Raw genomic sequence first — 25,254 nt, 5'->3', positions numbered from 1 at the left:
TATTTAAAGATGCTGTCCTTGTTTTGAATCAATTAGTTATTTTAGGTTTTTTTAAATAAAAAAACCATTTTAGTAAATGGTTTAATTATTCTTATTTAATTTCTTTATATTTTTATACCCCAATCTTTTTTATGCAATCTTTCATTGTGTGTAAGGATATATTTATTTTGTTTATCACATTTAAAGCAATAACCTCAATATCTTTTTTAAGACAACTATTCTTTTTCATCTTTACCTCCTAAATTATTCCTTTTATTTTTTTCTCAAATTGTAATATTTTTCATCCATCTGATGCTAAATCTAAAATATCTTTAATTTTGTAATGTTCCATATAAGACGCAATAAGATTTCACTTGTCTTTAAATAAATTTAAGTACATTTTTGCTCATTCTAAACATTGCAAATCATAATGTTTTTTATGATGTGAAATACGACAATCAATAGGTTGGCAATTAACTCAATCAAATGATGTTGTTATTTCATCTCAAGTTTTATTAATATATTTACTTTTATATTCCATCATTGTTTCTCCTATCTTTAACTCGCTGGAACTCACTCCCAAGTGAAAGTTCCAAAGCGAGAATTAGTTATATTTAATTTACTTTGCCTTCCGCTTCACTGGGGGTGAGCGGAGGCATTATTATCTTTGTTTTAGCATCTATTAAAAATCTGCAACTATATTTTTAAATTAGACGCCAGACATATATGTCTTCCTTCTTCCGTGCCCATTTGTGCTTTCGCTCTGGGATTTGACGCTCAGTTTTTGAAATTAAATTTACTTGCACCCATATGAAGGACCGAATGCTAATCGCAAATTTAATTGTTTGTGTCACCATCTCTATTTTTATTGTGGTTCGATGTTAGCCTTGGACACATCACCACTATCGCAAGTTATTAAAAATAATAACCAACGCCGATTTACATTTTTTCTCATACACTATTTCAGTACTTGCCTCGGACGGCTGTGGGAATGAGTTAATACTCATGTTCTTATGGAAGCACTTAGTTATTTAAAATAACCGTCCCACTCTGCATTAAGTTGTTTTATAAAATCAAAGTTTTAAAGAACCAGTTTCATAATCAAAGATAATTTTTGAATTTTCTAGTTTTTGATAAAATTGCTTTTGTGTTTTATCTTTTACTTTATTCAATAAATTTCTATGTTTTTCACAAGTTCATAAAACTTTATTTGATACAAATTCTTCGTTGATGAATGATGATAATTTATAACAATCATTAACATCACATATTTTTTGTTGTTTAATTATCATTACCTCCTTTTAGGAGTTGTTTTATTTCAAATAAAAAAACAACCCTTTAACAAGAGTTGCTTTTTTGGAGCTTCATCGTACATTATACGTATGGATAAAAATAAAATAAAAATTAAAATATTTTTAATTTTTATAAATTTATGTTTGATTTTTGTAATTTTTATTATATTATTTAATTAATAAAGATTTGTTGCACTTCATTTTACATAATTCAATTTTATTAATTATCAAAGTTAGAATTTTATAACCATAAATTTTATTAAATTTCAAAAATGATATTTTAATTAATTTAGCTAATTTTGAATCTCACTTATTAAATTTTTGCATACCATTGTTAAATCACTTATAATATACACTGATTTAGAAATATTTAAAATATGAGTTAAATATTTAATCGTGTATTTTTTTTCAAGGACCAAACCGCTCAAAATTTCATTTTCTTCGATTTGGTTAAATACTTTTTTATATCTTGTATCATTTCTATATATATTTAATTAGTTCCTCTTTACTCATACTATTAAAATCAATAGTTTTAGGTCGTCCTAGTCTGCGAACTCCCTTTGACTGAGGACCCTTTCCAGGAATTAAATTATCTTCATTTGTGATTTTAATTCATCTGCTTAAAGTTTCCTTTGCAATAGTAATTTTTTTTATTGTATTCATATACCCATTTTTATGATAATATTTAATAATTTTTATTTTTTCTTCTTTTGTGTATCATTTTCCCATAATAATAAAAGAACATCTCCTAATAAAATATTAAACTCTTTTTAAGAGTTTACTTTATTATAGATGTTCACTAATTAAGAGTCTTTATTTTTATTACCACTTTGATTGTAATCTTCGGTAATTGCATTAGCCGCTTTGATTTTATTTTCTAAATTTGGATGAATTTTTAATAAACTTCGAAAAATAATATCAGATATTAAAATTTGAACAATTTTAGAAGATAATGCTGGAAAACGCTCATTTTCTTTTGTATGAACTTCAAATAAAATTTTATGTTTAATTTTATATAATTCATCAATGTTAGGATTATTAGTAACTAAAGCAACATCAATGTTGAGTTTATTTGCTAAATTAATGATATTAACGACCTCATTTGTCTTTCCTGATTTACTAAAAATAATAATTAAATCATCGGCTTCGGCATTTGAGAGAGTAACCATTAATGAATGAATATTTTCTGTTGTATAACAGTTATAACCAATCATATTTAGGTTACTATGTAACACGCGGCAAGCAAGAAATGATGCACCAATGCCAAAGGCGAAAATTCGTTTTTTAAGAACAATATCATTAATTAGTCGGTCTAAGACTTCTAAATCAATATTGTCAATTGTTTCATGGATACTATAAGAATAATAGACACGCATATTGTTAGCGATATCTTTTAAATTCATCGTTTCATTAGTTTCGTAATTTTTGTTTAGAAAATTTAATCGTTCATAAATATGCATTTGTAATTCTTTAATGTTTTTAAATCCTAAGTGTTTCGCCATTCGTGTAATAGTTGATTCACTGACATAATAAGTTTTTGCCAATTCAGTTATTGTTTTACTAGTAAATAGCAAAGGATTTTGAAAAATTTGTTTAATAACTGATATTTCAGTATCAGTCAAAGTATTTTTATCATATGTTAACAGAGACAACATAGAAACTCCTTTCATCAACTTCACCATGAAAATTATTTTCATAATATCAACTAATTCTATTTTACAACATATTATGCGAATAATAAAGTAGAAAATAATTTGTTAATTTATTAAAATATGCATAATTTTCATATTTTTAAATAAAATTATTCTATAATATAATTATAAAATAATGAAAATTTATATAAAAATCCAAATATAAGCAAGTTATTTTAATAGAAAGAGTAAAAAATACAATTATGTTAAGTTTATCGCCACAACATATTACCTATTTATCAATTTTATTTTTTGGAATTCTTGTGGGGACAATATTGTTAATTATTTGAATTTTCCAAAAGAAACGATTAGTTAATAGCGGAGATTATTATGCTAAAAATAATAAAAATTTAGATTTATGGAATTATATTAAACGTAATATTGCGTTATATAGTGCTTTTTTTTGTTATGTTATTAGTCTTTCCGCTCTTTTTCTATTGGTTTTATAAAATTGTCATTATTTTAAAAAAATGAAAAAAACTTTTTACTTTGTAGTAATTAACTTAACTTTTAGTTAGTTAAATTCTATAATTATACTAGTAACTATTAATTTAAAAGGAGAAATTAAAAATGAATGAGAAAGCCAAGCTTAAACCTTTTATGTCAAAGGCTTGATGGAAACAATCAAATCAAAGGACAATGGGGACTTTAAGTAAATTAAGTAAAGCATTTCTATTACCAATTGCGTTGTTACCAATTGCTGGAATCTTTTTAGGAGTTGGTGCAACTATTTCATCAAAAGTTGATCCTGCTTCAGCAGCTTGATACTTTGGAAATTTTTTAAATAAAATGGGAGATATTGCTTTTGGTAATTTACCAGTATTATTTTGTATTTCTGTTGCAATGGCTTATACGGAAGATGCTGGAGTAGCAGCATTAACTTCCGTAGTTGGGTTTTTAGTTTTTAATGCAATTCAGTTGTCATTATTAAATGAGGCATATGCTCATATTCAATATGTTGTTAATATTGAAGGGGGTGCTTCACCAATTATGGGATTAACTGTTGATGGTGTCACATCAGCCAACACAACTTTACTAACGGGTGATGAATTATTAGCATGAATGAGAACCAGTGATATTTATAAAGAATTAGTTAAAGGGAATGTTACTGTCACAATTGTTAGTTCAGTACGAGTAACTGATCAATTTAATTTGTTATTTTATACTGGCCAAACATGAGCAGTTCAAAATAAACTATTGACTTCTAATTTAGGAATTAATTCATTAAATACTGGTGTTTTTGGAGGAATTTTTGTTGGAGCAATTGCAGCTTTCGCTTATAATCGTTTTCATAAAACACAATTACCTTCAGCGTTAATTTTTTTTAGTGGAACAAAATTAGTTCCAATTATTACGTTTATGGCAGTAATTCCATTAGCTTTTATTTTTATGTTTATTTGACCATTAATTGGTACTGGGTTAGCATGATTCGGAAATAACTCAGGAAAATTACCAATAGGGTTAGATTCTTTAATTTTTGAGATTTTTGAACGATCATTAGTGCCATTTGGCTTGCATCATGTCTTTTATTCACCATTATGATGAACACAAGCGGGAGGAAGTATGGCAGATTTAATCGCTAATGTTTCAAAAGATTCTTTAAGTTATATGGCTTTTCTTAAGGATTTACAAGAGCTAAATTATATTGATGCTAATATTGATTTAAATACAATTACAGTTGGAACAGCACAGGCAGCAATTACTAGATGAGTATCAGAACTAAATGCTTCAACAATAGCAGCAGTTGGTGATCAAACAATTATGTATAAAGTTATTGCTGATCCAAAAATTACCTTCACAATGGTTCAACATATGGGGTTAAATTTAGGACGATTCCAAACTGGTAAGTTTCCATTTATGATGTTTGGTTTACCAGCAGCAGCAGCAGGAATGTACTTTAGTGTTCCAAAAGAAAATCGAAAACCAGTAATGGGAATTTATTTTTCAGCAGCCTTTACTTGTTTCTTAACAGGAATTACTGAACCAATTGAATTTACTTTCTTATTTGTAGCACCATGGTTATTTTATGGTGTTCATATGCCATTGTGTGCAATTTCATTTATGTTAATGGGATTATTACATGTACATACATCAATGACCGTATCGGGTGGATTTATTGACTTTATTGTATTTGGTATTATTCCATTTGTTGGTGGAAAAGGAACAAACTTCTATTGAATTCTTGCAGTTGGAATTCCATATATTGGAATTTATTTTTCAGCTTTCTACTTCGCAATTAAATATGGAGAAGTTCAAATTCCGGGTCGTGATGGCGCCACAAAACTATATACTAAAGCTGATTTTAAAGCAAAAAAAGGTACTAATGAAACAACTTCATCAGGACCAGCAAAAGGTGATGCGACAAAACGGGAAAAAGCCCGTAAAATTATTGATTTTTTAGGTGGGGCTGATAATATTACGGCAGTTGACTCATGTGCGTCACGTTTACGAATTACAGTTGTTGATAGTAAACTTGTCAATCAAGATGGAATTCAAGCATTAGGTGGCAGCGCCGGAATGCTTATTCGTGGTCAATCAGTCCAAATTATTTATGGTGGAGAACAAGAAGTAATTAAACCATATATGCGTGAATTATTAGCTGAAATGCGTAATAATAAAGAAACACCAAAATTAAACTCAAAACAAGGTTAAAATTAAATAAATATGAAAAAACATTAATTTTTTAATTAATGTTTTTTTTGTCTATTTTAACAAATGCTATTTTGTGATAAAATTATAATATATAAAAATGGAGTGGAAAATAATGACATCAATTTTTGGATATCCAAAAGAAGAATTACAGTTAGATTTAGTTGCGCATGGTTTTAAGAAATATTTAGCAGAGCAAATTTTTGATTGAATATATGTCAAAAACATATATTCTTTTGATGAAATGACAAATATTTCTAAAACTGATCGTAATAAATTACAAGAATATTATACGATTGAGCCATTAAAAATTGTTGTTCAACAACAGTCGAAAGATTGAACAGTAAAGTTTTTGTTTCAATTAGCCGATGGCTATAAAATTGAAACAGTTTTAATGCCCCAAAGTTATGGTAATTCTGTTTGTGTTACAACACAAGTTGGTTGTAATATGGCATGTACTTTTTGTGCCTCAGGATTATTAAAAAAAACACGGAATTTATCAACGGCAGAAATTGTTCAACAAGTTATGATGGTTAATCGTTATCTAGCAACAACAAATGAACGTGTGAGTCATATTGTAGTAATGGGAATTGGTGAACCATTTGATAATTTTGATAATACGCTTAAGTTTGTCAACATTATTAATGACCCAAAAGGTTATCAAATTGGTGCGCGCCATATTACAATTTCTACTTGTGGGTTAGTCCCAAAAATTAAACAATTTGCAGAGTTAAAGACGCAAGTTAATTTAGCGATTTCATTACACGCTCCAAACAATACGATTCGGAATCAATTAATGCCAATTAATAAAGCTTACCCAGTAGAAAAATTAATGGATGCAGTTCGTTATTATATTGAGTTAACTAATCGACGTGTTACTTTTGAGTATATTTTAATTGAGAATGTTAATGATAGTCGTGAAACAGCATTAGAATTAGCAAAATTAATTCGAGGATTAAATGCATATGTTAATTTAATTCCTTATAACACAGTTGCAGAAAATGGGCATCAACGTAGTACTAAAATTAATAAATTCTTTGAAACTTTACAACAACAAAAAATTAATTGTATTGTTCGTCGTGAATTTGGTCACGATATTGATGCTGCTTGCGGTCAATTACGAGCTAAAAATGAAGGGGTTATTAGAAAATAATTATGCAAATACGGTTTGGATACAAAACTGATATTGGTGCTTATCGTAGTAGTAATCAAGATTACTTTGATTTTGCCAATAATAGTTTTAACAATTATATTGCCATTGTTTGTGATGGGATGGGTGGTCATCAACATGGCGAAGTTGCCAGTAAAATGGCTGTTGATAGTTTGGTGGAACATTTTAAACGGACAAATTTTAACCATTTGTCCGATGAAGAAATTAATAAATGGTTTCGTCAAACAATTTTAACAATTCAACAAGAAATGGTTACTTATGCTCAAATTTATCCTGATACAAGTGATATGGGAACAACAGTTGTTGCTGCATTAATTGCTAACGGAAAAGTATATGTTATTAATATTGGTGATTCACGGTTATATAAATTACATCATGATAAAATTTATCAAATTACTACTGACCAAAATATGGAAAATTCAACAGAGTATCGAGAAAAACAAGAATTAGAATTTCAAGGTCAATATAAAAAACAATATAATATGCATACTTTTTGAAAAGTATTAACAAGTGCTTTGGGACCAACAAAGAATTTAAAAATTGATACTTATGTTATTGAGGATATTAAAGGCCAGTATTTATTAACCACCGATGGAATTCATGATTATATTGATGAAATTGATTTAATTGAAACATTAAAATCGGCAAATAAATTAAATGATAAAGTTAAAATTTTAATTGATCGGGCATTAGAAAACCTATCAACTGATAATTTAACTGGAATTGTTTTTGAAATAACAGATTAAAGCGCTGTTATTTTTATTTGTTGTTTTTTCTTCTTAGTTTTTTGTGTTATGATGTTTACAAGTTAAAATAATAAGGTAAAAGGGTGAAGAAGATGGAACAAATCACAATTGGAACTATGTTACATAATCGTTATCAGATTTTAGCTAAAATTGCCGATGGTGGTATGGCTGAAGTTTTTGAAGGATATGATATTTTATTAAAACGACATGTTGCAATTAAAATTATGACATTGACATTATCAAAAAATAAAGAAGCAGTGGAACGTTTTAATAAAGAATATAATTCAATTGCGCAGTTTTCCCATAATAATGTGGTTAAAGTTTATGGCTCATTTCAAGCGTATGATCGTCATTGTCTAGTTTTGGAATTAGTTAAAGGTTATACTTTAAAAGACCGCTTACTAACATTAGGTCCTTGTACTGTTAAAGAATTATTATATTTTTTTGATGAAATTAATTTAGCTATTACCGAAGCTCATCATAATGATATTATTCATCGTGATATTAAACCAGAAAATATTTTAATTTCATATGATGGTAAAATTAAGGTTGCTGATTTTGGTGTTGCAATTTTAGAAAATAGTGAAGATTTAGAATGTGGTAAAATCATTGGAACATCAAAATACATGGCACCAGAAATTGTTCAATCAAAACCAGCAACAAAACGTAGTGATATTTATGCTTTAGGCATTATGTTGTATGAGTTAGCAGTTGGTATGGCTCCTTTTGTTGGGAAAAACCCAACATTTGTTGCGGTTAAACATGTTAAAGAATTACCATTACGACCACGGTTAGTAAATCCGTTGATACCACAAAGTTTAGAAAATATTATTTTAAAGGCAATCTCAAAAGATCCAAGTGAGCGGTTTCAGACAGTAGCAGATTTTAATAATAGTTTACAAGCAATTGAAGCACCAGAGCATCAATCTGAAAAAACTTTAAAGTTATCAAATTTGTTTGAAGTAAAAGGCAAACAGCGCAAACTTTATGATCGGTATTATTCTTATCCATGATTTTTAAGAACTAAGGTTGCTTGGTTATTTAGTTTCTTACTAGTTAGTTTTATTAGTGCCTTAGTTTGACTTTGCTTGTTTTTACCAGGATAGAATAATATGCACCAAACAGGAATGATTATTCGCATTGTTAGCGAGTTTTGTTATGTTAAAAATGATACTGATCACCAAATTTATGCTTGCAAAGCAAAAGGATTATTTCGTCATCAAGAAATTAAACCAGTTGTTGGTGATTATGTTCAATTTGAAATTCAAAATGACAAGCAAGGAATTATTTATCAAATTGAACCTCGTAAAAATAAATTATACCGTCCACGAATTGCTAATGTTGATCAAGTTGTTATTATTACAGCAATGGCAGAACCGACTTTTAATTCATATTTATTAAATAAATATTTAGCATTTATTGAATATAAAAACTTAAAACCAGTTATTGTTTTTACTAAAAAAGACTTATTGAAAACAGATGAACTTTATCAAAAATATTTTAACTGGTATCCAAAGTTAGGTTATGAAGTTTATTTTATTAGTAATAAAAAAGATGATAAAAAAATATGACAACAATTTGAACAACTTTTTCAAAATAAAATCTCAGTGTTAACTGGGCAAACTGGTAGTGGTAAGTCGTCAACTTTAAATACATTATTACAAGCGGAAATAATTAAGACGCAAGAAATTTCTAAAGCATTAGGGCGAGGAAAACATACAACCACAACTAGCGCATTATATGAGTTATTAAATGGAATGGTTGCTGATACGCCAGGTTTTTCAACATTTGATTTAAGAGATTATGAAAAAGGAGAATTAGCACGCTCTTATCATTTTTTTAATCAATATGCTAATGAATGTAAGTTTCGAACTTGTTTACATTTACACGAACCGCATTGCAAAATAAAAGCATTAGTTCAAGCGAATATTATTCCACAATTTTTTTATAATGATTATGTTCGCATTATGCAAGAGCAATAGAAAGAGGTAATGATGAAAAAATATCTTGTTGCACCAAGTGTTTTAAGTGCAAATTATTTAATCTTACAAGAAGAATTAGCAACAATTAAGGAAGCTGGCGCACAATGAATTCATTTTGATGTAATGGATGGTGATTTTGTACCAAATTTAACTTTTGGTCCAAAGATTTTAGCTGATATTACTAGTTATAGTGATTTGTATCTTGATTGTCACTTAATGGTTAAAATTAAAAATAGTAGTGTTGAAAATTATTTGCTGCCTTTTATTAAAGCAGGTGCATCAGCAATTACTTTGCATTATGAAGCATTAACCCCACCACAATTAACTGAATTTTTAAATTTACGAATAAAATTAAACATAAAAATTGGGTTAGCAATTAAACCATTAACCCCAGTTAAAGTTATTTTCCCTTATTTAAAACATCTTGATTTAGTCTTAGTAATGACAGTAGAACCTGGTTTTGGCGGTCAAACTTTTATTTCAGCTGCAGCAACAAAGATTAAAGCCTTACGAGACTATCTTGATCAAAATAATGGCAAAACATTAATTGAAGTTGACGGAGGAATTAATGCTGAGACTGCAACTCTTTGTAAACAATATGGGGTTGATGTATTAGTAGCGGGTAGTTATTTATTTGGTCATACAGATTTAGCAACCCGGCTGAAAGGATTATTAGCGAATGAAAACAAATAAAGTTTTAATTGTTTGTTCAGAAACAAACTTAGATTTACAGCAGTATCAAGATTATTATAAAATTGGTGTTGAACGGGGTGCCTTAGATTTAATTAAAAATTTTGCTACTTTTGATCTTTTTTGCTGTGACCAAGATAGTTTGACAACAACAGAAGCAAAACTGATTGCTAATAAAGCAAAAGAGTTACTAATAGTTTCCCAAATTAAAGATCATATTGATGGTGAATTAGCATTACAAGAAGCTTTAAAATTAAACCCACAAGAAATTATTTTTATTGCCCAAGGCAATCGATTTGATATGGAGTTGAGTTGTTTTAATTTTATTTGTTGTTACAATATCATTTTTATGAATGATAATACTTATGCTTATTTACTAAAACCAGGAATGAATGAAGTTTATCAAAAGTCAGGTTATCGTTATTTTTCATTATTTAGTTTACAATCAGCAACTGTGACGATTAGTAATTTAAAATATAATGCTAAACAATTAAAATTAGTAGAATTATCGCCTAATGCAGTTAGCAATGAATTTCTTGCGTCAGTAGGAAATATTGATGTTTTAGCAGGTCAAGTTATCGCAATTTATAGTAAATAAAAATCGGTTTTTTAAACCGATTATTTTTTACTTTAAAATTTGGTACCCATGATCGGGCTCGAACCGATACGAATTTCTTCGGTAGATTTTGAGTCTACTGCGTCTGCCAATTCCGCCACATGGGCATTTGTACCTTTTTAATTTTATCGTATTTTAGAGAAAAAGGAAGCATAAATTTTAAAATTTATGCTTCCTTTTTTATTATTTTATCAATGTTTTTTTAAACTTTATTTATTGCGCAATTTGTCCTTTACGCTTTAATGTTTTTAAAGTTCTTGTTGCAACACGTAATGTTTTAACTTCACCGTCAACAACAATTCTTACTTTTTGTAAATTAACATTTCATTTACGATGGGTTGCATTTAACGCGTGTGAACGTTTGTTTCCTGATAAAGCACTTTTACCAGTAATTTCACATTTTCTTGCCATAATTTCACTCCTTTATATCTGCATACTATAAAATAATAACTAATTTTTAAATTAAAAGCAAGTATAAATCTAATTTTTATGAAAACCATCAGTTTTTTGCTAAATTTAAGTTAAAAAATGGATAAAACCATTATTAAAAGTGTTATTCATCTTCACATTATCTTGAATTTTCTTCAACTTGTGTTGTTTGTTCCTGTTGATTTTCTTGTTGGGTCATATTTTTTACTTGTTTGTTAATTGCAATAATGTTCTTTTTTTGTAACTCTGTTAAATGTGGTTTGGAAGGAACAGATTGTGGGCTTTTTTTATTGGCTTGTGCTTGAACCCCACTTGTTCCTGGCTGTGATTCTAAATTTAATAATTCTTGATCAGATAATTTTGCGCGTGGTGGTTTTGCAATTGGATTTATCTTTGACTTAGGTAAATATCATTGGGTATTTTTTTGTGCATCAGTTATTGCTTTGTCTGTGTTTAAGACAAAATTATTAACTTTAGTTTTTAAATTTTGGTAAGTACCCGTAACTGTTTCAATAATTTCTCGGCCATTTGGAATGATTTCTTCATTTTTATGTTGAAAATAGGGGAAAATTACTTCTGTATATAATTCATTTGAAACATTTTTAATATCTGATAATTCTTCTAAATTTATTGTTTCTTTTAGATTTTTATCTTTTTTTATTATTTTAAGATATTTATTTTCTAACTTATCAAAATCTTTTAATAATTTTTTAAAATCACTGTTCACCTTATCTAAATTAATTAAAAATTCTATTTTATTCATATCTTTACACCTTTTTATTGAAAAGTAATGTTATTTACTAATTAAAATAGTCATACACTAATTATATAGTAACTTATTTTATTGAAAAATAATATATTTATAACATTGCAGTTACTATATAATTAATGCTCATTTAATTTGCCTAGTATTCAGTAAATAATTTGCTTAATGATTAAACTTTAAAAGGTAGTAATTATCCTTAATTTATAGTAGAATTACATCTAGGAGGAAAATATTGTGATTGAAATGACAGTACGAAAAACAAGTGAACAAGGGAATAATCATTATTTTTTTACTCAAACTTTATCATTTAATAATACAATTGGTGGCAAACGTAATCAAGAATCGTTAACCATAGTATTGCTCATGCAATAGCTTCTTTAAGAGTACAACATGGATTTTCTTGAGAGGATATTAATGAATGTATTAAAATTAAAAATGTTTCAGAAAAAAAAGAAATTAATACAAAAGACTTTGTTTTAAAGTATCAAGAATTAATATTAGCGGAAGAGAAAACATTAGAAAAACTTGTTAGTCCTAGTCATATGCTAACGAACATTGATGATTTTTTTAAATAATAAGGGGGAAAGACAACAAAGAGTTAACAATTTAATTAAGAAAATATAATAAATTTATTGCTTTATTGTATTTTCTCGTTATAATTAATAATGTTAATTTAGTTTAGTGGTGATTTTTATGATTGAGAAAATTAATGTAGCTAAAATTGCAGATTTAGTTCATGCAGCAGTAATTACAGTCCCTGGGGTCGCTGGATTCGCAAAGGTTGATGATACTGAAAATAATGAAGACAATGTGATAATGCTACTTAAAGATTACTCACAGTCAATTAAATTGAGACAAGATGGCCGTAATTTTTACATAGAAATCTTTATTATTTTGCTAGAAGGAGTAAATATTAAAGATATTGCCCAAGAAATAAAAATTAGGATTAAATATGAATTAGAAAAACTGGATATTTATTCAAATGATATTATGATTTATGTGAATGTAAATATTCAAGACTTATTAATTTAGGTAGGAAATTTTATTAAAATGAGATATTTGAGTGATGCAAGATTTACAATTATATCACTTAGGACAACTAAAAAAGCGAACTTAATTGATGAAAAATGTAAAGGTGATAGAAATGGAATTTAATGCAAAATCTTTTAAAGATTCGCTGATCAGCGGTTATAATAATTTATATAATTTTTATCCAGAAATTGATAAATTAAATGTTTTTCCAGTTCCTGATGGAGATACAGGAACAAATATGAATTTAACGATGACTAATGCTGTTAAGGAAATTAATGAACTCAATTCGGAATCAATTAGTAAGGTTGCTGATGTTTTTGCGCGTGGCTTAATTATGGGGGCACGTGGCAATTCAGGTGTTATTTTATCGCAGATCTTTCGTGGTTTTGCCAATGGTTTAAAAGAATTTGATGAATTAAATTTTGATTCAGTTAAAGTAGGAATTTCACAAGCTAATGAAGTTGCTTATAAAGCGGTGATGAAACCGGTTGAAGGAACAATTTTAACTGTAATCCGTGAAACTGCGGAACATGTTTCAACATTAGAAAAAGAAATCTCTGTTCCAGAGTTATTCCAAAAAATTGTTGATTTTGCAACTGAGTCATTGAATCATACTCCGGAGTTACTACCAGTTTTGAAAGAAGTTGGTGTTGTTGATTCAGGTGGTTTTGGTTTAGTAAAAATATTTGAAGGCATTACAGAATATTGAAAAACAGGAAAAATTGTGCCACAACGAAAAAAACAAGTTGAAAATACTGGTGATAATGTTGTTATGGATTTGCAAAACGAAGAATTTGGTTATTGTACTGAGGCAATTGTAATGTTAGATAATAAGCATATTAATAAAATTAATATAATGCAAATTCGCCAAACATTAGAAGATCAAGGTGGAAAATCAATTGTTGCAGTTGTTGATAATGATATTTTAAAAGTTCATGTTCATACTTTACTTCCGGGTTATATTGTAACTTTTTTACAACAACATGGTGAGTTTAAGAATATTAAAATTGAAAATATGAATTTACAAGCAGCCAAACATGTTAAGACAATTAAAGTTGACCGGCAATTAAAAAATTCTGCGGCTATTATTGCCGTTACACCATCAAATGGAATTGCCAATTTTTTCAAAACTGATTTAAATATTCAATTTACTGTTAATGGTGGAGCATCAATGAATCCATCAACTGATGATTATTTAAATGCAATTGAAGCAGTTGATGCGGTTGATGTGTTTATTTTGCCAAACAATAGTAATGCAATTTTAGCAGCACAACAAGCAGCCAAAGTTGAACGTAAGTCAAATGTATATATTGTGCCAACAACATCAATTCAAGAAGGAATGGTAGCAGCTTTATCATTTGAACCAGGAGAAGCACCGAAAAAGATTTATTCAACATTAAAAGCAAGTATTAAAAATGTGACAAGTTTATCAATTACTGTTTCAGCAAAAACAACTTCAATTGATGGTGTTAAAATTAACAAAGGGGAGTATATGGGGATTATGAATAAAAAAATTATTTGTTCATTTCCAACCTTATCACGAACAATGAAATACTTGTTTGACCGAGCAATTACAAAATCAACAGAAATTGTAACAATTTTTACTGGTGAAGAAGCAGAAACACGAGATATTAATGCAATTCGAAAATATCTCGATGAAAGTTTTGATGTTGAATATGAATTTATTGATGGTGATCAAACATTATACCCATTTTTAATTGCTGTTGAGTAAATAAAAATAATAAAATGAATTTAAGTTTTTTATTTATTTATCTTGAAATGAATTATGAATATGATAATATAGTAGGGGTTTAGATTTTATGGCACTATAGCCAAGGTGGCTAAGGCATGGGACTGCAACTCCCCGATCGTCGGTTCGAATCCGACTAGTGCCTCCATTTAAATCTACTCAACATTTAAATATTGTTTTATTTCTTATGCGCCCATAGATCAATTGGATAGATCGTTTGACTACGGATCAAAAGGTTGAGGGTTCGAATCCTTCTGGGCGCGCCATTTATTTAAATGTTATTTTTTTTCGGAAAGTAGCTTAGCTTGGTAGAGCACTCGGTTTGGGACCGAGGGGTCGCAGGTTCGAATCCTGTCTTTCCGACCATTTTTATACTATTTTGGGCCCGTAGCTCAGCTGGGAGAGCACCTGCCTTGCACGCAGGGGGTCGACGGTTCGATCCCGTTCGGGTCCACCATTAATAATTAATAAAGCAATTAAACTTGATATGGCGGGATAGCTCAGCTGGTTAGAGCGCTCGGCTCATACCCGGGAGGTCAAGAGTTCAAGTCTCTTTCTCGCTACCATGGACCCTTAGCTCAGTTGGTTAGAGCATCCGGCTCATAACCGGATGGTCACTGGTTCAAGTCCAGTAGGGTCCACCATTTATTATTTATTTAGTTGCTTTACAAGCATTTTTGGAAGATTACCCAAGTCTGGTTGAAGGGATCGGTCTTGAAAACCGACAGGCGGTGAAAGCCGCGCGGGGGTTCGAATCCCTCATCTTCCGCCATTTTTCAGAAAAAAACTTGCAATTAAAAGTTAAGTTGTGATAGTATTAAAATTGTGGGGTGGAGCAGTGGTAGCTCGTTGGGCTCATAACCCAAAGGTCGCAGGTTCAAGTCCTGCCCCCGCAACCAATGGTCTTGTAGTGAAGTGGTTATCATGCCTCTCTGTCACAGAGGAGATCGCGGGTTCAAGTCCCGTCAAGACCGCCAATCGTGGTTCAGTAGCTCAGTTGGTAGAGCATTTGATTGAAGCTCAAAGTGTCGGCAGTTCAATTCTGTCCTGAACCACCATTGAATTTAGTTAAAAATAACCCTAGACTCTAAATTAATCTATGATTAATTTAGAGTTTTTTAATTTTGTTATATAATTAATAAAGGTGATGGTAATGTTTTCAAGATTAACAAAAGATATAACCTTTTATTTAAAACGTGAAGAGTGAAAGTTTACGTTAAATGAATATAATTTTAAATATAAACCGCGCTTTGTTTTAGACCGTTATCAAAAAAAGATGGGAACTGAGAATTTCCGTAATTTTAAATATTGAATTTTTAAACGTTGAATTTTAAAAAATTTTGCTTATACTCAAGATTTTATTCACCGATTTTATAAATATCAACGGAAACTAAATTTAGTTTTAACTGGTCGTGAACAAGAGTTTATTTATAATGTTGAAGAGGTTAATTTTACATTATGACGACCTTTAAAAGTTTTGCCAGTGGCATTTGATTTACAGCCGAAGGAAAAGTGTCATTTTAAAAATAATGCTGTTAATATTCATCTTTTTACAACACATAAAGATATCATTTTTTTTTGTAAGGGTGTTTTATTAATTACTAATAAGCGGTTTATTATTGATGGGTTAGATAAGAATAATAACAAGAAAGTAGTACAGTTTAATTTAACAGATATTTCAAATGTTGAATTTATTGATATTGGGGTCAAAATTACGGTTGGAAAGCAAACTTACTTGGTTCGGGAAAATAATCATATGTTAATTTTAGCATTGCTTTACCGTTGCTTGGGGCATAAGAAAGTTACCTTTGATCTTAAAAAACTACCAATAAATTTTAAGTTTTAAGATAGAAAGATGAGAGAAACAAAATTATTTTAAAAAATGCAAAAATAGTTTGTGAAGAACAAATAATTTCAAATGGTTGAATTGAAATTAAAGATGATAAAATTGCTAAAATTACAGCTGGTCAAACTGACCAAGTGGGTTATGATTTGCAACAAGCAATTATTATGCCTGGTTTTATTGACTGTCATGTTCATGGTGGGTATGGGAAAGATATTGAAAAAGGAACAATTGCTAGTTTTCAAAAATTTGCTCAAGTAGTGCCGCAAGAAGGAATTACCAAATATTGTCAAGCAATGATTACTGGTAGTGATGAGACTTTAACGAAAATTTTAACGGTATATCCATTTACTGCATTTAATCATAATATTGATTTTTTTCCATTTTTAATTTCTCCAATATAATATTTAACGATTGATTTATTAATATAACTAAGTGAAACAAAACAAGGACAACACCTTTACTAAGTTAGTATGTGTGTTATTTACTAATTTCTTAATTTAATATGGTTTTTTTCAGAAAGGAAACAACTTTTTATTATTTTAAAAATTATAAATATATAAAGATGCTGTCCTTGTTTTGAATCAATTAGTTATTTTAGGTTTTTTCAAATAAAAAAACCATTTTAGTAAATGGTTTAATTATTCTTATTTAATTTCTTTATATTTTTATACCCTACTTTTTTTATGCAACCAATATTTAAGTGATTAAATAATTTTTCATCATGAAATAACGATAACTTTGTGGGTGGTTTGGTTCTAAACCAATGTATTCATCTAAGTTAAAAGTCGTTACTTTACTTCAGTCTGTCTTATTTTTTATAATCTTCAATAATATATTGATAAGTTGTTTCTGGTGATGAACCAGCTGCTAAACCAAAAACAACTTTTGGATTTTGTTGCACATAATTCACAAAGATTTGTCCAACAACTTTTCCAATTGCATTTTTATCTTCAACAATAATTAATTTCATTTTTTATTCCTCCTATTGTTTTATAATTTATTAAAACAAAACTTTATTTTTGTGTTAAATTATGCTGTGAATAAGCAATCTCACCTTCACATAAAGTCATTAAAACTTTTAAATCAACATCTAACATAACTAAATCTGCTAATTTACCAACCGCAATTGAGCCAGTCGTTGAATAAATTCCTAATTGTTTGGCAATATTAGTACTAGCAACTAATGCCAAATCTTGTAATGAACTGATGAAAATTACGAACACAATAATCATATGTTGCAACTGACCCCGCAATTGTAGTTGTTCCTTTAATGACAACTTGCTGTCCAGGTTTTAACAACTGGCAATGGTCCAAACTGATATTCACCATCAGGCAATCCTTTTGCAAGCATTGCATCAGTAACTAAACAAATTCCTTTTGCTCCTTTAATTTTATAAGTTAAATTAATAATATTTGGATCAATATGAATCCCATCACTAATTAGTTCACATAAAATTTCATCAAAATTTAATGCTGCCGGTACAACTCCTGGCTGATGATGATCATATTTACTCATAGCATTATACAAGTGCGTCACATGGTGTACTCCCATTGCTACTCGTTTTGCTACTAAATCATATGTCGCATTTGATTGGCCAATTGATGGTAAAATTTGATGTTCTAATAAAAACTGTGTAAAAGTACCATTTTCTTTTCTTCGGGTGCATATGTAACAATCCGAATGTTATTATTTAAAACTTTCATTCATTTTTCTAAAAGATGAAGATTTGGTGCTTGCAATAATGTTTCATCATGAGCACCTTTAAAATTATGAGAAATGAAAGGTCCTTCTAAATGAGCACCAATTTGTCGCGCTTGGGGACCATTATTATAATTTTTCATATAATTTTGATAATGCCAAAGCGAGTTCATAAAGTTAAACATCGCGGAAAAACAGAATATTTATTATAGTCAATATTAAATTTGATTTATAAAAATGAAAATTAAACAACAAAAAATATGTGATGTTATTAATTGTTATAAATTATCATCATTTATCACCGAAAAATTTGAAACAAATAAAATTTTATGAACTTGTCAAAATCAGAAAGTTTTATTAAATCAAATTAAGTATATAAACAAAGAAAAAATTTGACTTTATAATAATTTGGAAAATTCAAGGATAGAGGTTGATTGAAAAACTGGGTATTTAAAAATCTTTTTTAGTAAAATTAAATAATTCTAATATAACAAGATGAATAACTCATCTATGGCACACTAGTTATGTTATTTGATTTATTAATTTTAATTTTATATTTCTTTTATTAAACTTGTTAATAGTATTTTTAAGTGTGCCAATTTTTACTATTTTATATTTTTAATAATGTTAATAACAATGTTTATTAAACATTAAATAAACAATAGATAAACATTAAATATAACAATGTTTATTAAACAAATATTTAGTTAGGAGATTTTAACTAATGAAAAAACAAAATAAAAAACAGTTTATTATTAATAATTTATTATATTCTTTTGTCTATTTTTTATCTTTAATTAGTTTTATTTTAATTATTTTCGGTTTTATTTCAAATAAAAGAGTAATATACGATATTTTATTTCTTTTTTTACATTTATTTTTATTATTTTATTTTATGAAGTTAAAAAGCATATATCACAAATTAAAAAATTTAAAAGAACAATAGAAGAAAGTAAAAAAAAGGAAAGATTTTGATAAAATTGAGTAATTTTGTTAAGAAAAATAAGAATATAGAAAATTGTTTTATTAGTAAGGAATTTATACCTTTTGTAACAGAAAAAGCAAGTTTTATAAATTTACCTAATCATAATTGTCATATTGGGTTTTGATTGAGTAATAAGTTTATTTATCCGAGTGAAAAAAATTCTAATCAAGTAGCAATCCGCTTGATTTATGATAATTCTTATTTTATTGTAAAATATGATGAAAATTTAAAGCGTAATATTTGAAAGCGTTTAACTGGAACGAAATTAATTAATTTATATAATCAATATAAACAAAATTACTCTACTAATATGAAAGAAACTTTATTTTCAAGTGAACCTAAAAAATTAAAAACAAATAAAAATAATTTAGCAAATTTAAGTGTTGAAAAAGAAGAACAATTAATTAAAGACTTAAAAAGTTTAAATTAAAATATTCCCAAAAAAGTTTTAAATAATATACAAAGTTTTAAGATTATATATTAAATAGATATAACATATAAAGCTCACTGTATATTTTAAAACACAATAGTATAGTGCCTGCGATCACCTTTAAAGTGAAGTGAAAGGCAAAGGGTTAAAAAATGTTTAAAACAAATTTAGGAAAATTAATGAATGGAGATGCTTTGGAATTTATAAAGACATTAGAAAACGATAGTGTTGATTTAATATTAACTGATATCCGCTCTATTTATATAATTTATCAAAAAGAGAAAACGAACAAATAAATGAAAAAAGCAATATAACCAAAAGCATAAATAAATATATTAATGCTATTTATGATAATAATTTGCATAATTCATTTGATATAAATACTTATTTAGATGAGTTTTATCGAATTTCAAAAACTAAATTTATGTTAATTTGAATGAATAGACAACAAATTGATTATTTAGATTGAGTTCGTAAAAAAGATATGCTTTATGATTTTATCCTTTGAAACAAAACAAATCCAATGCCAACTAATAATCATATTTATCAAGATAAAGAATATTGTATGATAATTTATTCTAAAAAACATCGAATTCCGAATTATAAAAATGATTATTAAAGTAAAAAACAATTTTTAATTATTCAATCGGAAAAAAATTAACGGGACACCCAACAGAAAAACCATTATATATATTTAATCGATTAATTAGTAAATATAGCTTTATAAACAAAGTTATATATTATCAGTTAAGGGGCTAGCTCTTTTAGAAATGCTAGAAAAATTAATTCTTAAAGAAGAATCAAAAAAAGAATATGAAGAATTTGTTGATATAGCTGCTAAATTTATAAACACATTGTGAGAAGAAGATAAATTAAAAAAAGAAATTAATTTTGATTTTTTAAGTAAAAATAAAATTAATAAAATTTATAAAGAATTAAAAGACAATAAAGAATATTTTTTCAATATTATTGTAAATATTTTTGCTACATCAAACACCATTAAAGAAATTAAAGAAGAAAATAAAATAAGTTTTAATTTTAAAGGTTTAAATACCAAAATTGTATTTGATAATATTAAAAAAATATATATAAAATCAAACAAGATTAAAAAATATTGTTTTTTTATTTTAAATTAAGATATAATATTTTTTTTTATCAAAAAAGTATCAAAATTGTATTAAATAATATTAAAAAAATTAAATATTGGAAAAACAAGTTAAAAATAACTTGCTTTTTTTAGGTGTTTATTTTAATGTGTGTGATGATTTATTTTTAAATCAGAAAAGGAAACAACTTTAAAATGGATATTAATAATATTATTAATGGTGAAAACTTTTTTAATAAAACATATGAAGATTTGAATAGATATGTTGTTGGAGAAATTGCATATAGGTTAGAAAAGTGAGATGATCTTATTTTTCAAAATTATCAAAAATATGATAAATTTAAACATTATCGATTAAAAGAAATAAGAACAAAAACATTAATTACTTTAAAAAGTAAAATAACATTTCGCAGACGACGATATTATAAAATTAATCCAATAACAGGGAAAGAAAAATATATTTTTATTTTAGATAAATTTTTAGGAATTAAAAAATGACAAAGACTGGGGAATGATGTCAAAGAAAGAATTTTATTGTTTTTAAGTGATGATAAAAAATAACGCGATATTTTAGATGCCTTAGAACAAGCAAAAATTAGTTTAATTACAATTTCAAATACTATAAAAACGCAACAACAAACGACAAATATTATATTAATAATACGATAAAATTAAGAAATAATATTAAGGATTTTAAACAATCAGAAAAACCACCAGAAAATAATATTATTTTATATAATAATTTTAATAAAACTGAACAACAAAAATTACGTCTTTATTAATTTTATTTTTTGACAATAAAATTAAACATGCTATCTTTAAGTTAATTATGTGTATTATTTATTCCATAATTTCTTAAAATATATTAAATACCCTTAAATAATTTATACAGCCAGATATTTTAAGTATGTGTATTAAATAAAAAAAGATAATATTATGTTATAAAATTATAAATTTTGTTATTTGTTTTAGGGTGATTAATATCCTCCATATTAGGTTATATAATTTTTAAAAGTGATTTTTATAAAAACTTTTTTTGATATAATTTAAGTACTATTTACTAACTGAATAATAATTAAAACACGCTCTTAATTTTAAGATTGCGGGTATGCTCAATGACTGAAATTGAACAATTATTATCACAGTAATATGCTGAATGCGTTAATTATTTATTAAGAAAATATGGTCCAGTTGCAAAAGATTACTTTTCTGATCATGATTGTATCAAAAAAAACAAGTGGAATTACGCGGGGAAACGAAGGCTTATATATTCATCATATTGATGAAGATAAAGCAATTATGTTGTCAACTCCAGCATATGCAAAGAAAAATCCATTTGATTATCAAAAAGCTGATCATTTAGTCTATTGTAATTTATTAGAACATTTAGTCTTACATATTAAAATTGTTGAATATCCAAATCCAGCCCAAAATTCTGGTGAAACCTGTGGGGTGGGTGGAATCTATAATTATATTGTTCCTGAATTAAATGATATTTATAGTGGAATTGTTTATAAACAGTCTTGAAAACAAAAAGTGACAGAAATTATTTTGCCACTTAAAAATGATTATTTTAAATGCATCAAACAACTAGTAAACCTTAATTTTGATTATGCTTTACTAAAATCTTTTAATACTAAATATGATTTGTGAAGCAATGATAAAAATAAACAAATTTATAAAAGATTGAAAAAACTAGGAGTAACAAGATAATATGTAAAACTTTAACAAATAAAAAAACATCTCTTTTGAGATTTTTTTTAAACTAAACGGTTGTATCATTCAACAATTAATGCTTCATTAATATTACTATTTAGTTCTTCACGAAGAGGGAAACGAACATATGTTCCTGTCATTTTAGTTTTATCAAATTTAACAAATTCTAATGTACTAACTTGACTATCTAAACTTTCTAAAATCTTAACATTCTTTTGTGAACTTTCTTTTACACTAATTACATCGCCAGGTTTACAATTGTATGATGGAATATCAACTTTTTTTCCATTAACAAGAATATGAGCATGATTCACCAATTGGCGAGCTCCTGCTCTTGTTTGTGATAGCCCCATACGATGCACAATGTTATCTAAACGTGATTCTAACATAATTAAGAAGTTTGTTCCGGCAATTCCTTTCATTTTTTTTGATTTACTGTAAGTGTTACGGAATTGACGTTCTGTTAAACCATACATATAACAAACTTTTTGTTTTTCATGTAATTGTAATCCATAGTTTGATAATTTTGAACGACGTTGTCCATGTTGACCAGGTGGTGTTGTTCTTTTTTTCCCTTTTGAAAACTCTTTGTCGTTTTCTAAGATACTAAAACCATATCTTCTTGCTTTTTTAAATATACTCCCACGATAACGTGCCATTAAAAAACCTCCTATATATCATTATGACATACAAAAAGATTCATTGAATTGCTCTAATAAAGGAAGTTTTTTGCTTCGCCCTAACAGCTAGGGTTACTTTAATATTAAATCCTAATTAATAAAAAACTAAGAACATTACTATGCAATTCTGCTGCTTCTCTGTGTTGTCTAAGAAACATTTTATAATAAAATCAAGGATAATTCAATATTTTTTTCTAATTTTTAATGTAATATCTTTTGCAAGTGCTATAATTCAATTGATATATAGTAATGATTGGAGGCTAGGCAAAATGGGGAATATTATTAATAATCCAGTTAAATTAACGTTATTGATTTTATTTTTTACTTGCCTATTACTACTAATAATAACACTAGTGTTCTGAGGACAAAAGCGTTATTTAAAAACAATTGAAATTAAAGTTTTAAAAAAATTTGATATTTTAAAACGATTACCATTAAAACATAAAATTTTTCGGATTTCTGAAATTGCTCGTTATAATAATTGCTATGCAAAAGACTTGATTATATGACGAACAAAGTATGAAATTATTTATGAAAAAAAATTAATAAGTTGTTTAGAAGTATTTCGTAAGTTATATCAAATTAATAAAACAGCATCAAAGAAAATGCCAAAAGTATCAGTACAAAAAATTATTCCGTTGTTAAAAGAATTAACTTTATTGGAAGAAGAAGCTCGTCGATTATTAGATGAAATTAACAGTCAATTACGAATTGAATTATTGCAACGAGATTATATTTTAGCACATAAGAAAATGTTTAATTCATTATTAGAAGATGCCGTAAAATTACAAATGAATGTATCCTTAGATTCTAAAAAGATTAGTGATTTTGAACGAAATATTGAAAGTATGTTTGATGAATTTGAGGATTATTTAACAGCGGGTGATTTTGTTAAAACAGAACAAATTTTATCAAATATTACTACTTCGTTAACTATTTTTGTTGAGATTTTAGATAACATTCCACAAATTAAAATTTTATTAACGAAAGTAGTTCCAAACAAGCTTTCTTTATTAAAAGATAAATATGTTCTTTTTAATAAAGATGAAAGTAGCCGTGATTTATTAAAGTATAGTTTTGATGAATTAACTCAAAATATTGATGAAACTAAAATTTTAATTTCTAAATATATTGATAACTTGCAATATAAAAAAGCAACTAATAAAACAATTGAGATTATTAATCAAATTAGTGATTTTGATCAAAGTATTGAGCACCAAAAAGCAATTATTTCATGTTTTAAAAAGTATTATCAAGTTGTGATGGATTATATTAATAAAATTGAACGAAGTTTTAATGCGATTTCTCGACAAATTGAAGCATTGCGTAGTTCATCAACATTAACGGCGCATGAAGAAGGTATTTATCGTGAAGCAATGGGAAAAACAAAGGATTTAACGCATGATACTAACCGCTTAGCATTAGAAATTAATCGTAATGGTCGTGACTATGTTAATTTTAATCAAGAATTAGTGCGTTTATTAGAAAATGCTGTTGTTACTCAAGAAGCATTAGAAAATGTTGTTAAGATTATTGAAAAACGTAATTTTGCAGAAACTGAAATTCGTAAAACAATTCATTTATTAGAAGTTGTTTTATTACAAGCTGAAGTTCGCTTAAATCAATTACAATATAAAAAATTATTAACAAAATATGAAAAAGCAATTAGTGATTATCGCCAATCATTAGAAAAAATTAAACGAATATCATTTGATGTTAATAATCCTAGTGAAGTTGATGAAGTAACAGGTAAACTAAATCGGTTAAAAACAGAAGTTTTAAAATTGTTTGAGAAAATTAAAAATAATATTTTATTAGATTTATTATCACAAGAAACATTAGTTTATGCACAAAAATTTATTTTAACAAATGATGATGTTGATGACCAATTACGTAATGCTCAGATTGCTTATCGCGATGGCGATTATGATGGCTCATTATTTTTAGCGTTAAAAATTATTAATGAAGAACAAGGAAAAATATAGGAAATGGAGTATAAA

32 protein-coding genes and 11 tRNA genes are annotated in these 25,254 nt (G+C 27.2%); 31 read left to right on the top strand and 12 right to left on the bottom strand.

The annotated features are described in order from the left end of the window. Window positions 1-238: 238 nt before the first annotated feature. The 4 genes from SCITRI_RS07650 to SCITRI_RS07635 form a co-directional block, all read right to left on the bottom strand. On the bottom strand, window positions 239-523 hold the full coding sequence (locus SCITRI_RS07650; protein WP_157092883.1) for a hypothetical protein: 285 nt from the start codon (window positions 521-523) through the stop codon (window positions 239-241). Window positions 524-1,034: 511 nt separating this feature from the next. Continuing rightward, on the bottom strand, window positions 1,035-1,271 hold the full coding sequence (locus SCITRI_RS07645; protein WP_071892014.1) for a hypothetical protein: 237 nt from the start codon (window positions 1,269-1,271) through the stop codon (window positions 1,035-1,037). Between the two features lie 480 nt (window positions 1,272-1,751). Then, window positions 1,752-2,000 carry a hypothetical protein gene (locus tag SCITRI_RS07640; RefSeq protein ID WP_071937849.1) on the bottom strand — a complete coding sequence of 83 codons (249 nt, stop codon included), beginning with the start codon at window positions 1,998-2,000 and terminating at the stop codon, window positions 1,752-1,754. A gap of 74 nt (window positions 2,001-2,074) precedes the next feature. Continuing rightward, window positions 2,075-2,926: a MurR/RpiR family transcriptional regulator gene (locus SCITRI_RS07635; protein ID WP_071937848.1), complete on the bottom strand. Its 852-nt coding sequence runs from the start codon at window positions 2,924-2,926 to the stop codon at window positions 2,075-2,077. Window positions 2,927-3,237: 311 nt separating this feature from the next. Here SCITRI_RS07635 and SCITRI_RS07630 point away from each other — a divergent pair, with 311 nt between their 5' ends. From SCITRI_RS07630 to SCITRI_RS07595, 8 genes are all read left to right on the top strand, one after another. Then, the gene (locus tag SCITRI_RS07630) at window positions 3,238-3,411 is read left to right on the top strand and encodes a hypothetical protein (protein ID WP_237237907.1); all 174 of its coding nucleotides are present in this window, start codon (window positions 3,238-3,240) and stop codon (window positions 3,409-3,411) included. Between the two features lie 121 nt (window positions 3,412-3,532). Continuing rightward, window positions 3,533-5,614, top strand: coding sequence for a PTS transporter subunit EIIC (locus SCITRI_RS07625; protein ID WP_071937846.1), 2,082 nt, complete (start codon window positions 3,533-3,535; stop codon window positions 5,612-5,614). Window positions 5,615-5,726: 112 nt separating this feature from the next. Continuing rightward, entirely contained in the window at window positions 5,727-6,764 is a 1,038-nt protein-coding gene (gene rlmN, locus SCITRI_RS07620) for a 23S rRNA (adenine(2503)-C(2))-methyltransferase RlmN (protein WP_071937845.1), read from the top strand. Between the two features lie 2 nt (window positions 6,765-6,766). Further along, window positions 6,767-7,528 (top strand): PP2C family protein-serine/threonine phosphatase, encoded by a 762-nt coding sequence (locus SCITRI_RS07615; RefSeq protein WP_004027751.1) that lies wholly within the window; start codon window positions 6,767-6,769, stop codon window positions 7,526-7,528. 92 nt (window positions 7,529-7,620) lie between these two features. Beyond that, on the top strand, window positions 7,621-8,634 hold the full coding sequence (locus SCITRI_RS07610) for a protein kinase domain-containing protein (protein WP_071937844.1): 1,014 nt from the start codon (window positions 7,621-7,623) through the stop codon (window positions 8,632-8,634). A 6-nt stretch (window positions 8,635-8,640) separates the two neighbouring features. Further along, window positions 8,641-9,510: a ribosome small subunit-dependent GTPase A gene (gene rsgA / locus SCITRI_RS07605; RefSeq protein WP_071937843.1), complete on the top strand. Its 870-nt coding sequence runs from the start codon at window positions 8,641-8,643 to the stop codon at window positions 9,508-9,510. Window positions 9,511-9,522: 12 nt separating this feature from the next. Further along, window positions 9,523-10,203 carry a ribulose-phosphate 3-epimerase gene (rpe, locus tag SCITRI_RS07600; protein WP_071937842.1) on the top strand — a complete coding sequence of 227 codons (681 nt, stop codon included), beginning with the start codon at window positions 9,523-9,525 and terminating at the stop codon, window positions 10,201-10,203. Next, window positions 10,190-10,798: a thiamine diphosphokinase gene (locus SCITRI_RS07595; RefSeq protein ID WP_071937841.1), complete on the top strand. Its 609-nt coding sequence runs from the start codon at window positions 10,190-10,192 to the stop codon at window positions 10,796-10,798. The genes rpe and SCITRI_RS07595 overlap by 14 nt, the downstream gene beginning before the upstream one ends. A gap of 40 nt (window positions 10,799-10,838) precedes the next feature. Here the strand turns inward: SCITRI_RS07595 and SCITRI_RS07590 are convergent. The 3 genes from SCITRI_RS07590 to SCITRI_RS07580 form a co-directional block, all read right to left on the bottom strand. Further along, window positions 10,839-10,923: transfer RNA gene (locus SCITRI_RS07590), tRNA-Leu, on the bottom strand. A gap of 106 nt (window positions 10,924-11,029) precedes the next feature. After that, window positions 11,030-11,227 carry a 50S ribosomal protein L28 gene (gene rpmB / locus SCITRI_RS07585; RefSeq protein ID WP_071937840.1) on the bottom strand — a complete coding sequence of 66 codons (198 nt, stop codon included), beginning with the start codon at window positions 11,225-11,227 and terminating at the stop codon, window positions 11,030-11,032. A gap of 157 nt (window positions 11,228-11,384) precedes the next feature. Further along, entirely contained in the window at window positions 11,385-12,008 is a 624-nt protein-coding gene (locus tag SCITRI_RS07580; protein ID WP_071937839.1) for a hypothetical protein, read from the bottom strand. Between the two features lie 237 nt (window positions 12,009-12,245). Here SCITRI_RS07580 and SCITRI_RS11710 point away from each other — a divergent pair, with 237 nt between their 5' ends. The 15 genes from SCITRI_RS11710 (at window position 12,246) to SCITRI_RS10325 (ending at window position 17,040) form a co-directional block, all read left to right on the top strand. Then, on the top strand, window positions 12,246-12,383 hold the full coding sequence (locus SCITRI_RS11710; RefSeq protein ID WP_237237905.1) for a hypothetical protein: 138 nt from the start codon (window positions 12,246-12,248) through the stop codon (window positions 12,381-12,383). Between the two features lie 321 nt (window positions 12,384-12,704). After that, window positions 12,705-13,043 carry an Asp23/Gls24 family envelope stress response protein gene (locus SCITRI_RS07570; RefSeq protein WP_071937838.1) on the top strand — a complete coding sequence of 113 codons (339 nt, stop codon included), beginning with the start codon at window positions 12,705-12,707 and terminating at the stop codon, window positions 13,041-13,043. Window positions 13,044-13,155: 112 nt separating this feature from the next. Then, the gene (locus tag SCITRI_RS07565) at window positions 13,156-14,775 is read left to right on the top strand and encodes a DAK2 domain-containing protein (protein WP_071937837.1); all 1,620 of its coding nucleotides are present in this window, start codon (window positions 13,156-13,158) and stop codon (window positions 14,773-14,775) included. 90 nt (window positions 14,776-14,865) lie between these two features. Continuing rightward, window positions 14,866-14,941 (top strand) — tRNA-Cys (locus SCITRI_RS07560). Between the two features lie 41 nt (window positions 14,942-14,982). Further along, window positions 14,983-15,059, top strand: a tRNA-Arg gene (locus tag SCITRI_RS07555). 23 nt (window positions 15,060-15,082) lie between these two features. After that, window positions 15,083-15,159 (top strand) — tRNA-Pro (locus SCITRI_RS07550). Window positions 15,160-15,174: 15 nt separating this feature from the next. Beyond that, window positions 15,175-15,250, top strand: a tRNA-Ala gene (locus SCITRI_RS07545). 32 nt (window positions 15,251-15,282) lie between these two features. Next, window positions 15,283-15,359: transfer RNA gene (locus tag SCITRI_RS07540), tRNA-Met, on the top strand. A gap of 1 nt (window position 15,360) precedes the next feature. Further along, window positions 15,361-15,437, top strand: a tRNA-Ile gene (locus tag SCITRI_RS07535). A 35-nt stretch (window positions 15,438-15,472) separates the two neighbouring features. Further along, a tRNA-Ser gene (locus SCITRI_RS07530) sits at window positions 15,473-15,565 on the top strand. Between the two features lie 52 nt (window positions 15,566-15,617). Next, window positions 15,618-15,692, top strand: a tRNA-Met gene (locus tag SCITRI_RS07525). A gap of 2 nt (window positions 15,693-15,694) precedes the next feature. Next, window positions 15,695-15,770: transfer RNA gene (locus SCITRI_RS07520), tRNA-Asp, on the top strand. Window positions 15,771-15,775: 5 nt separating this feature from the next. Continuing rightward, window positions 15,776-15,851 (top strand) — tRNA-Phe (locus tag SCITRI_RS07515). A gap of 95 nt (window positions 15,852-15,946) precedes the next feature. Continuing rightward, window positions 15,947-16,639, top strand: coding sequence for a hypothetical protein (locus SCITRI_RS07510; protein WP_071937836.1), 693 nt, complete (start codon window positions 15,947-15,949; stop codon window positions 16,637-16,639). Between the two features lie 134 nt (window positions 16,640-16,773). Next, window positions 16,774-17,040 (top strand): hypothetical protein, encoded by a 267-nt coding sequence (locus SCITRI_RS10325; protein WP_237237904.1) that lies wholly within the window; start codon window positions 16,774-16,776, stop codon window positions 17,038-17,040. 407 nt (window positions 17,041-17,447) lie between these two features. Here the strand turns inward: SCITRI_RS10325 and SCITRI_RS11705 are convergent, their stop codons facing one another. From SCITRI_RS11705 to SCITRI_RS11690, 4 genes are all read right to left on the bottom strand, one after another. Next, window positions 17,448-17,609 carry a sugar phosphate isomerase family gene (locus SCITRI_RS11705; RefSeq protein WP_237237903.1) on the bottom strand — a complete coding sequence of 54 codons (162 nt, stop codon included), beginning with the start codon at window positions 17,607-17,609 and terminating at the stop codon, window positions 17,448-17,450. A 43-nt stretch (window positions 17,610-17,652) separates the two neighbouring features. After that, complete coding sequence (locus tag SCITRI_RS11700) at window positions 17,653-17,871, bottom strand: amidohydrolase family protein (RefSeq protein WP_237237902.1); 219 nt, start codon at window positions 17,869-17,871, stop codon at window positions 17,653-17,655. Between the two features lie 35 nt (window positions 17,872-17,906). Further along, window positions 17,907-18,191 carry a hypothetical protein gene (locus SCITRI_RS11695; protein ID WP_237237901.1) on the bottom strand — a complete coding sequence of 95 codons (285 nt, stop codon included), beginning with the start codon at window positions 18,189-18,191 and terminating at the stop codon, window positions 17,907-17,909. A 68-nt stretch (window positions 18,192-18,259) separates the two neighbouring features. Next, window positions 18,260-18,511: a hypothetical protein gene (locus SCITRI_RS11690; protein ID WP_237237900.1), complete on the bottom strand. Its 252-nt coding sequence runs from the start codon at window positions 18,509-18,511 to the stop codon at window positions 18,260-18,262. Between the two features lie 64 nt (window positions 18,512-18,575). Here SCITRI_RS11690 and SCITRI_RS07490 point away from each other — a divergent pair, with 64 nt between their 5' ends. The 7 genes from SCITRI_RS07490 (at window position 18,576) to SCITRI_RS07460 (ending at window position 22,571) form a co-directional block, all read left to right on the top strand. Continuing rightward, window positions 18,576-18,818: a hypothetical protein gene (locus tag SCITRI_RS07490; RefSeq protein WP_071937834.1), complete on the top strand. Its 243-nt coding sequence runs from the start codon at window positions 18,576-18,578 to the stop codon at window positions 18,816-18,818. Between the two features lie 500 nt (window positions 18,819-19,318). Beyond that, window positions 19,319-19,753: a DUF3627 domain-containing protein gene (locus SCITRI_RS07480; RefSeq protein ID WP_084566914.1), complete on the top strand. Its 435-nt coding sequence runs from the start codon at window positions 19,319-19,321 to the stop codon at window positions 19,751-19,753. A 152-nt stretch (window positions 19,754-19,905) separates the two neighbouring features. Next, window positions 19,906-20,049, top strand: coding sequence for a hypothetical protein (locus SCITRI_RS10320; protein WP_157092882.1), 144 nt, complete (start codon window positions 19,906-19,908; stop codon window positions 20,047-20,049). A gap of 128 nt (window positions 20,050-20,177) precedes the next feature. Beyond that, the gene (locus SCITRI_RS07475) at window positions 20,178-20,372 is read left to right on the top strand and encodes a hypothetical protein (RefSeq protein WP_164024046.1); all 195 of its coding nucleotides are present in this window, start codon (window positions 20,178-20,180) and stop codon (window positions 20,370-20,372) included. Window positions 20,373-20,523: 151 nt separating this feature from the next. Beyond that, window positions 20,524-20,889, top strand: a complete 366-nt coding sequence (locus SCITRI_RS07470) for a hypothetical protein (RefSeq protein ID WP_071937830.1) — start codon at window positions 20,524-20,526, stop codon at window positions 20,887-20,889. A 164-nt stretch (window positions 20,890-21,053) separates the two neighbouring features. Beyond that, the gene (locus tag SCITRI_RS07465; RefSeq protein ID WP_071937829.1) at window positions 21,054-21,419 is read left to right on the top strand and encodes a UPF0236 family transposase-like protein; all 366 of its coding nucleotides are present in this window, start codon (window positions 21,054-21,056) and stop codon (window positions 21,417-21,419) included. A 630-nt stretch (window positions 21,420-22,049) separates the two neighbouring features. Beyond that, the gene (locus SCITRI_RS07460) at window positions 22,050-22,571 is read left to right on the top strand and encodes a hypothetical protein (RefSeq protein WP_237237899.1); all 522 of its coding nucleotides are present in this window, start codon (window positions 22,050-22,052) and stop codon (window positions 22,569-22,571) included. Window positions 22,572-22,618: 47 nt separating this feature from the next. On the opposite strand, the gene rpsD is transcribed toward SCITRI_RS07460, so the two are convergent. Continuing rightward, window positions 22,619-23,233: a 30S ribosomal protein S4 gene (gene rpsD, locus SCITRI_RS07455; RefSeq protein WP_071937828.1), complete on the bottom strand. Its 615-nt coding sequence runs from the start codon at window positions 23,231-23,233 to the stop codon at window positions 22,619-22,621. A 290-nt stretch (window positions 23,234-23,523) separates the two neighbouring features. Between rpsD and SCITRI_RS07450 the strand changes: the two genes are divergently transcribed. Beyond that, on the top strand, window positions 23,524-25,239 hold the full coding sequence (locus SCITRI_RS07450) for a septation ring formation regulator EzrA (protein WP_071937827.1): 1,716 nt from the start codon (window positions 23,524-23,526) through the stop codon (window positions 25,237-25,239). Window positions 25,240-25,254: the final 15 nt, after the last annotated feature.

Origin of the sequence: Spiroplasma citri, from assembly GCF_001886855.1 — a bacterium.
Lineage (GTDB): Bacteria > Bacillota_I > Bacilli_A > Mycoplasmatales > Mycoplasmataceae > Spiroplasma > Spiroplasma citri.
The sequence above is the reverse complement of the archived record's forward strand: the minus strand, read 5'-3'. Positions and strand labels throughout refer to the sequence as shown.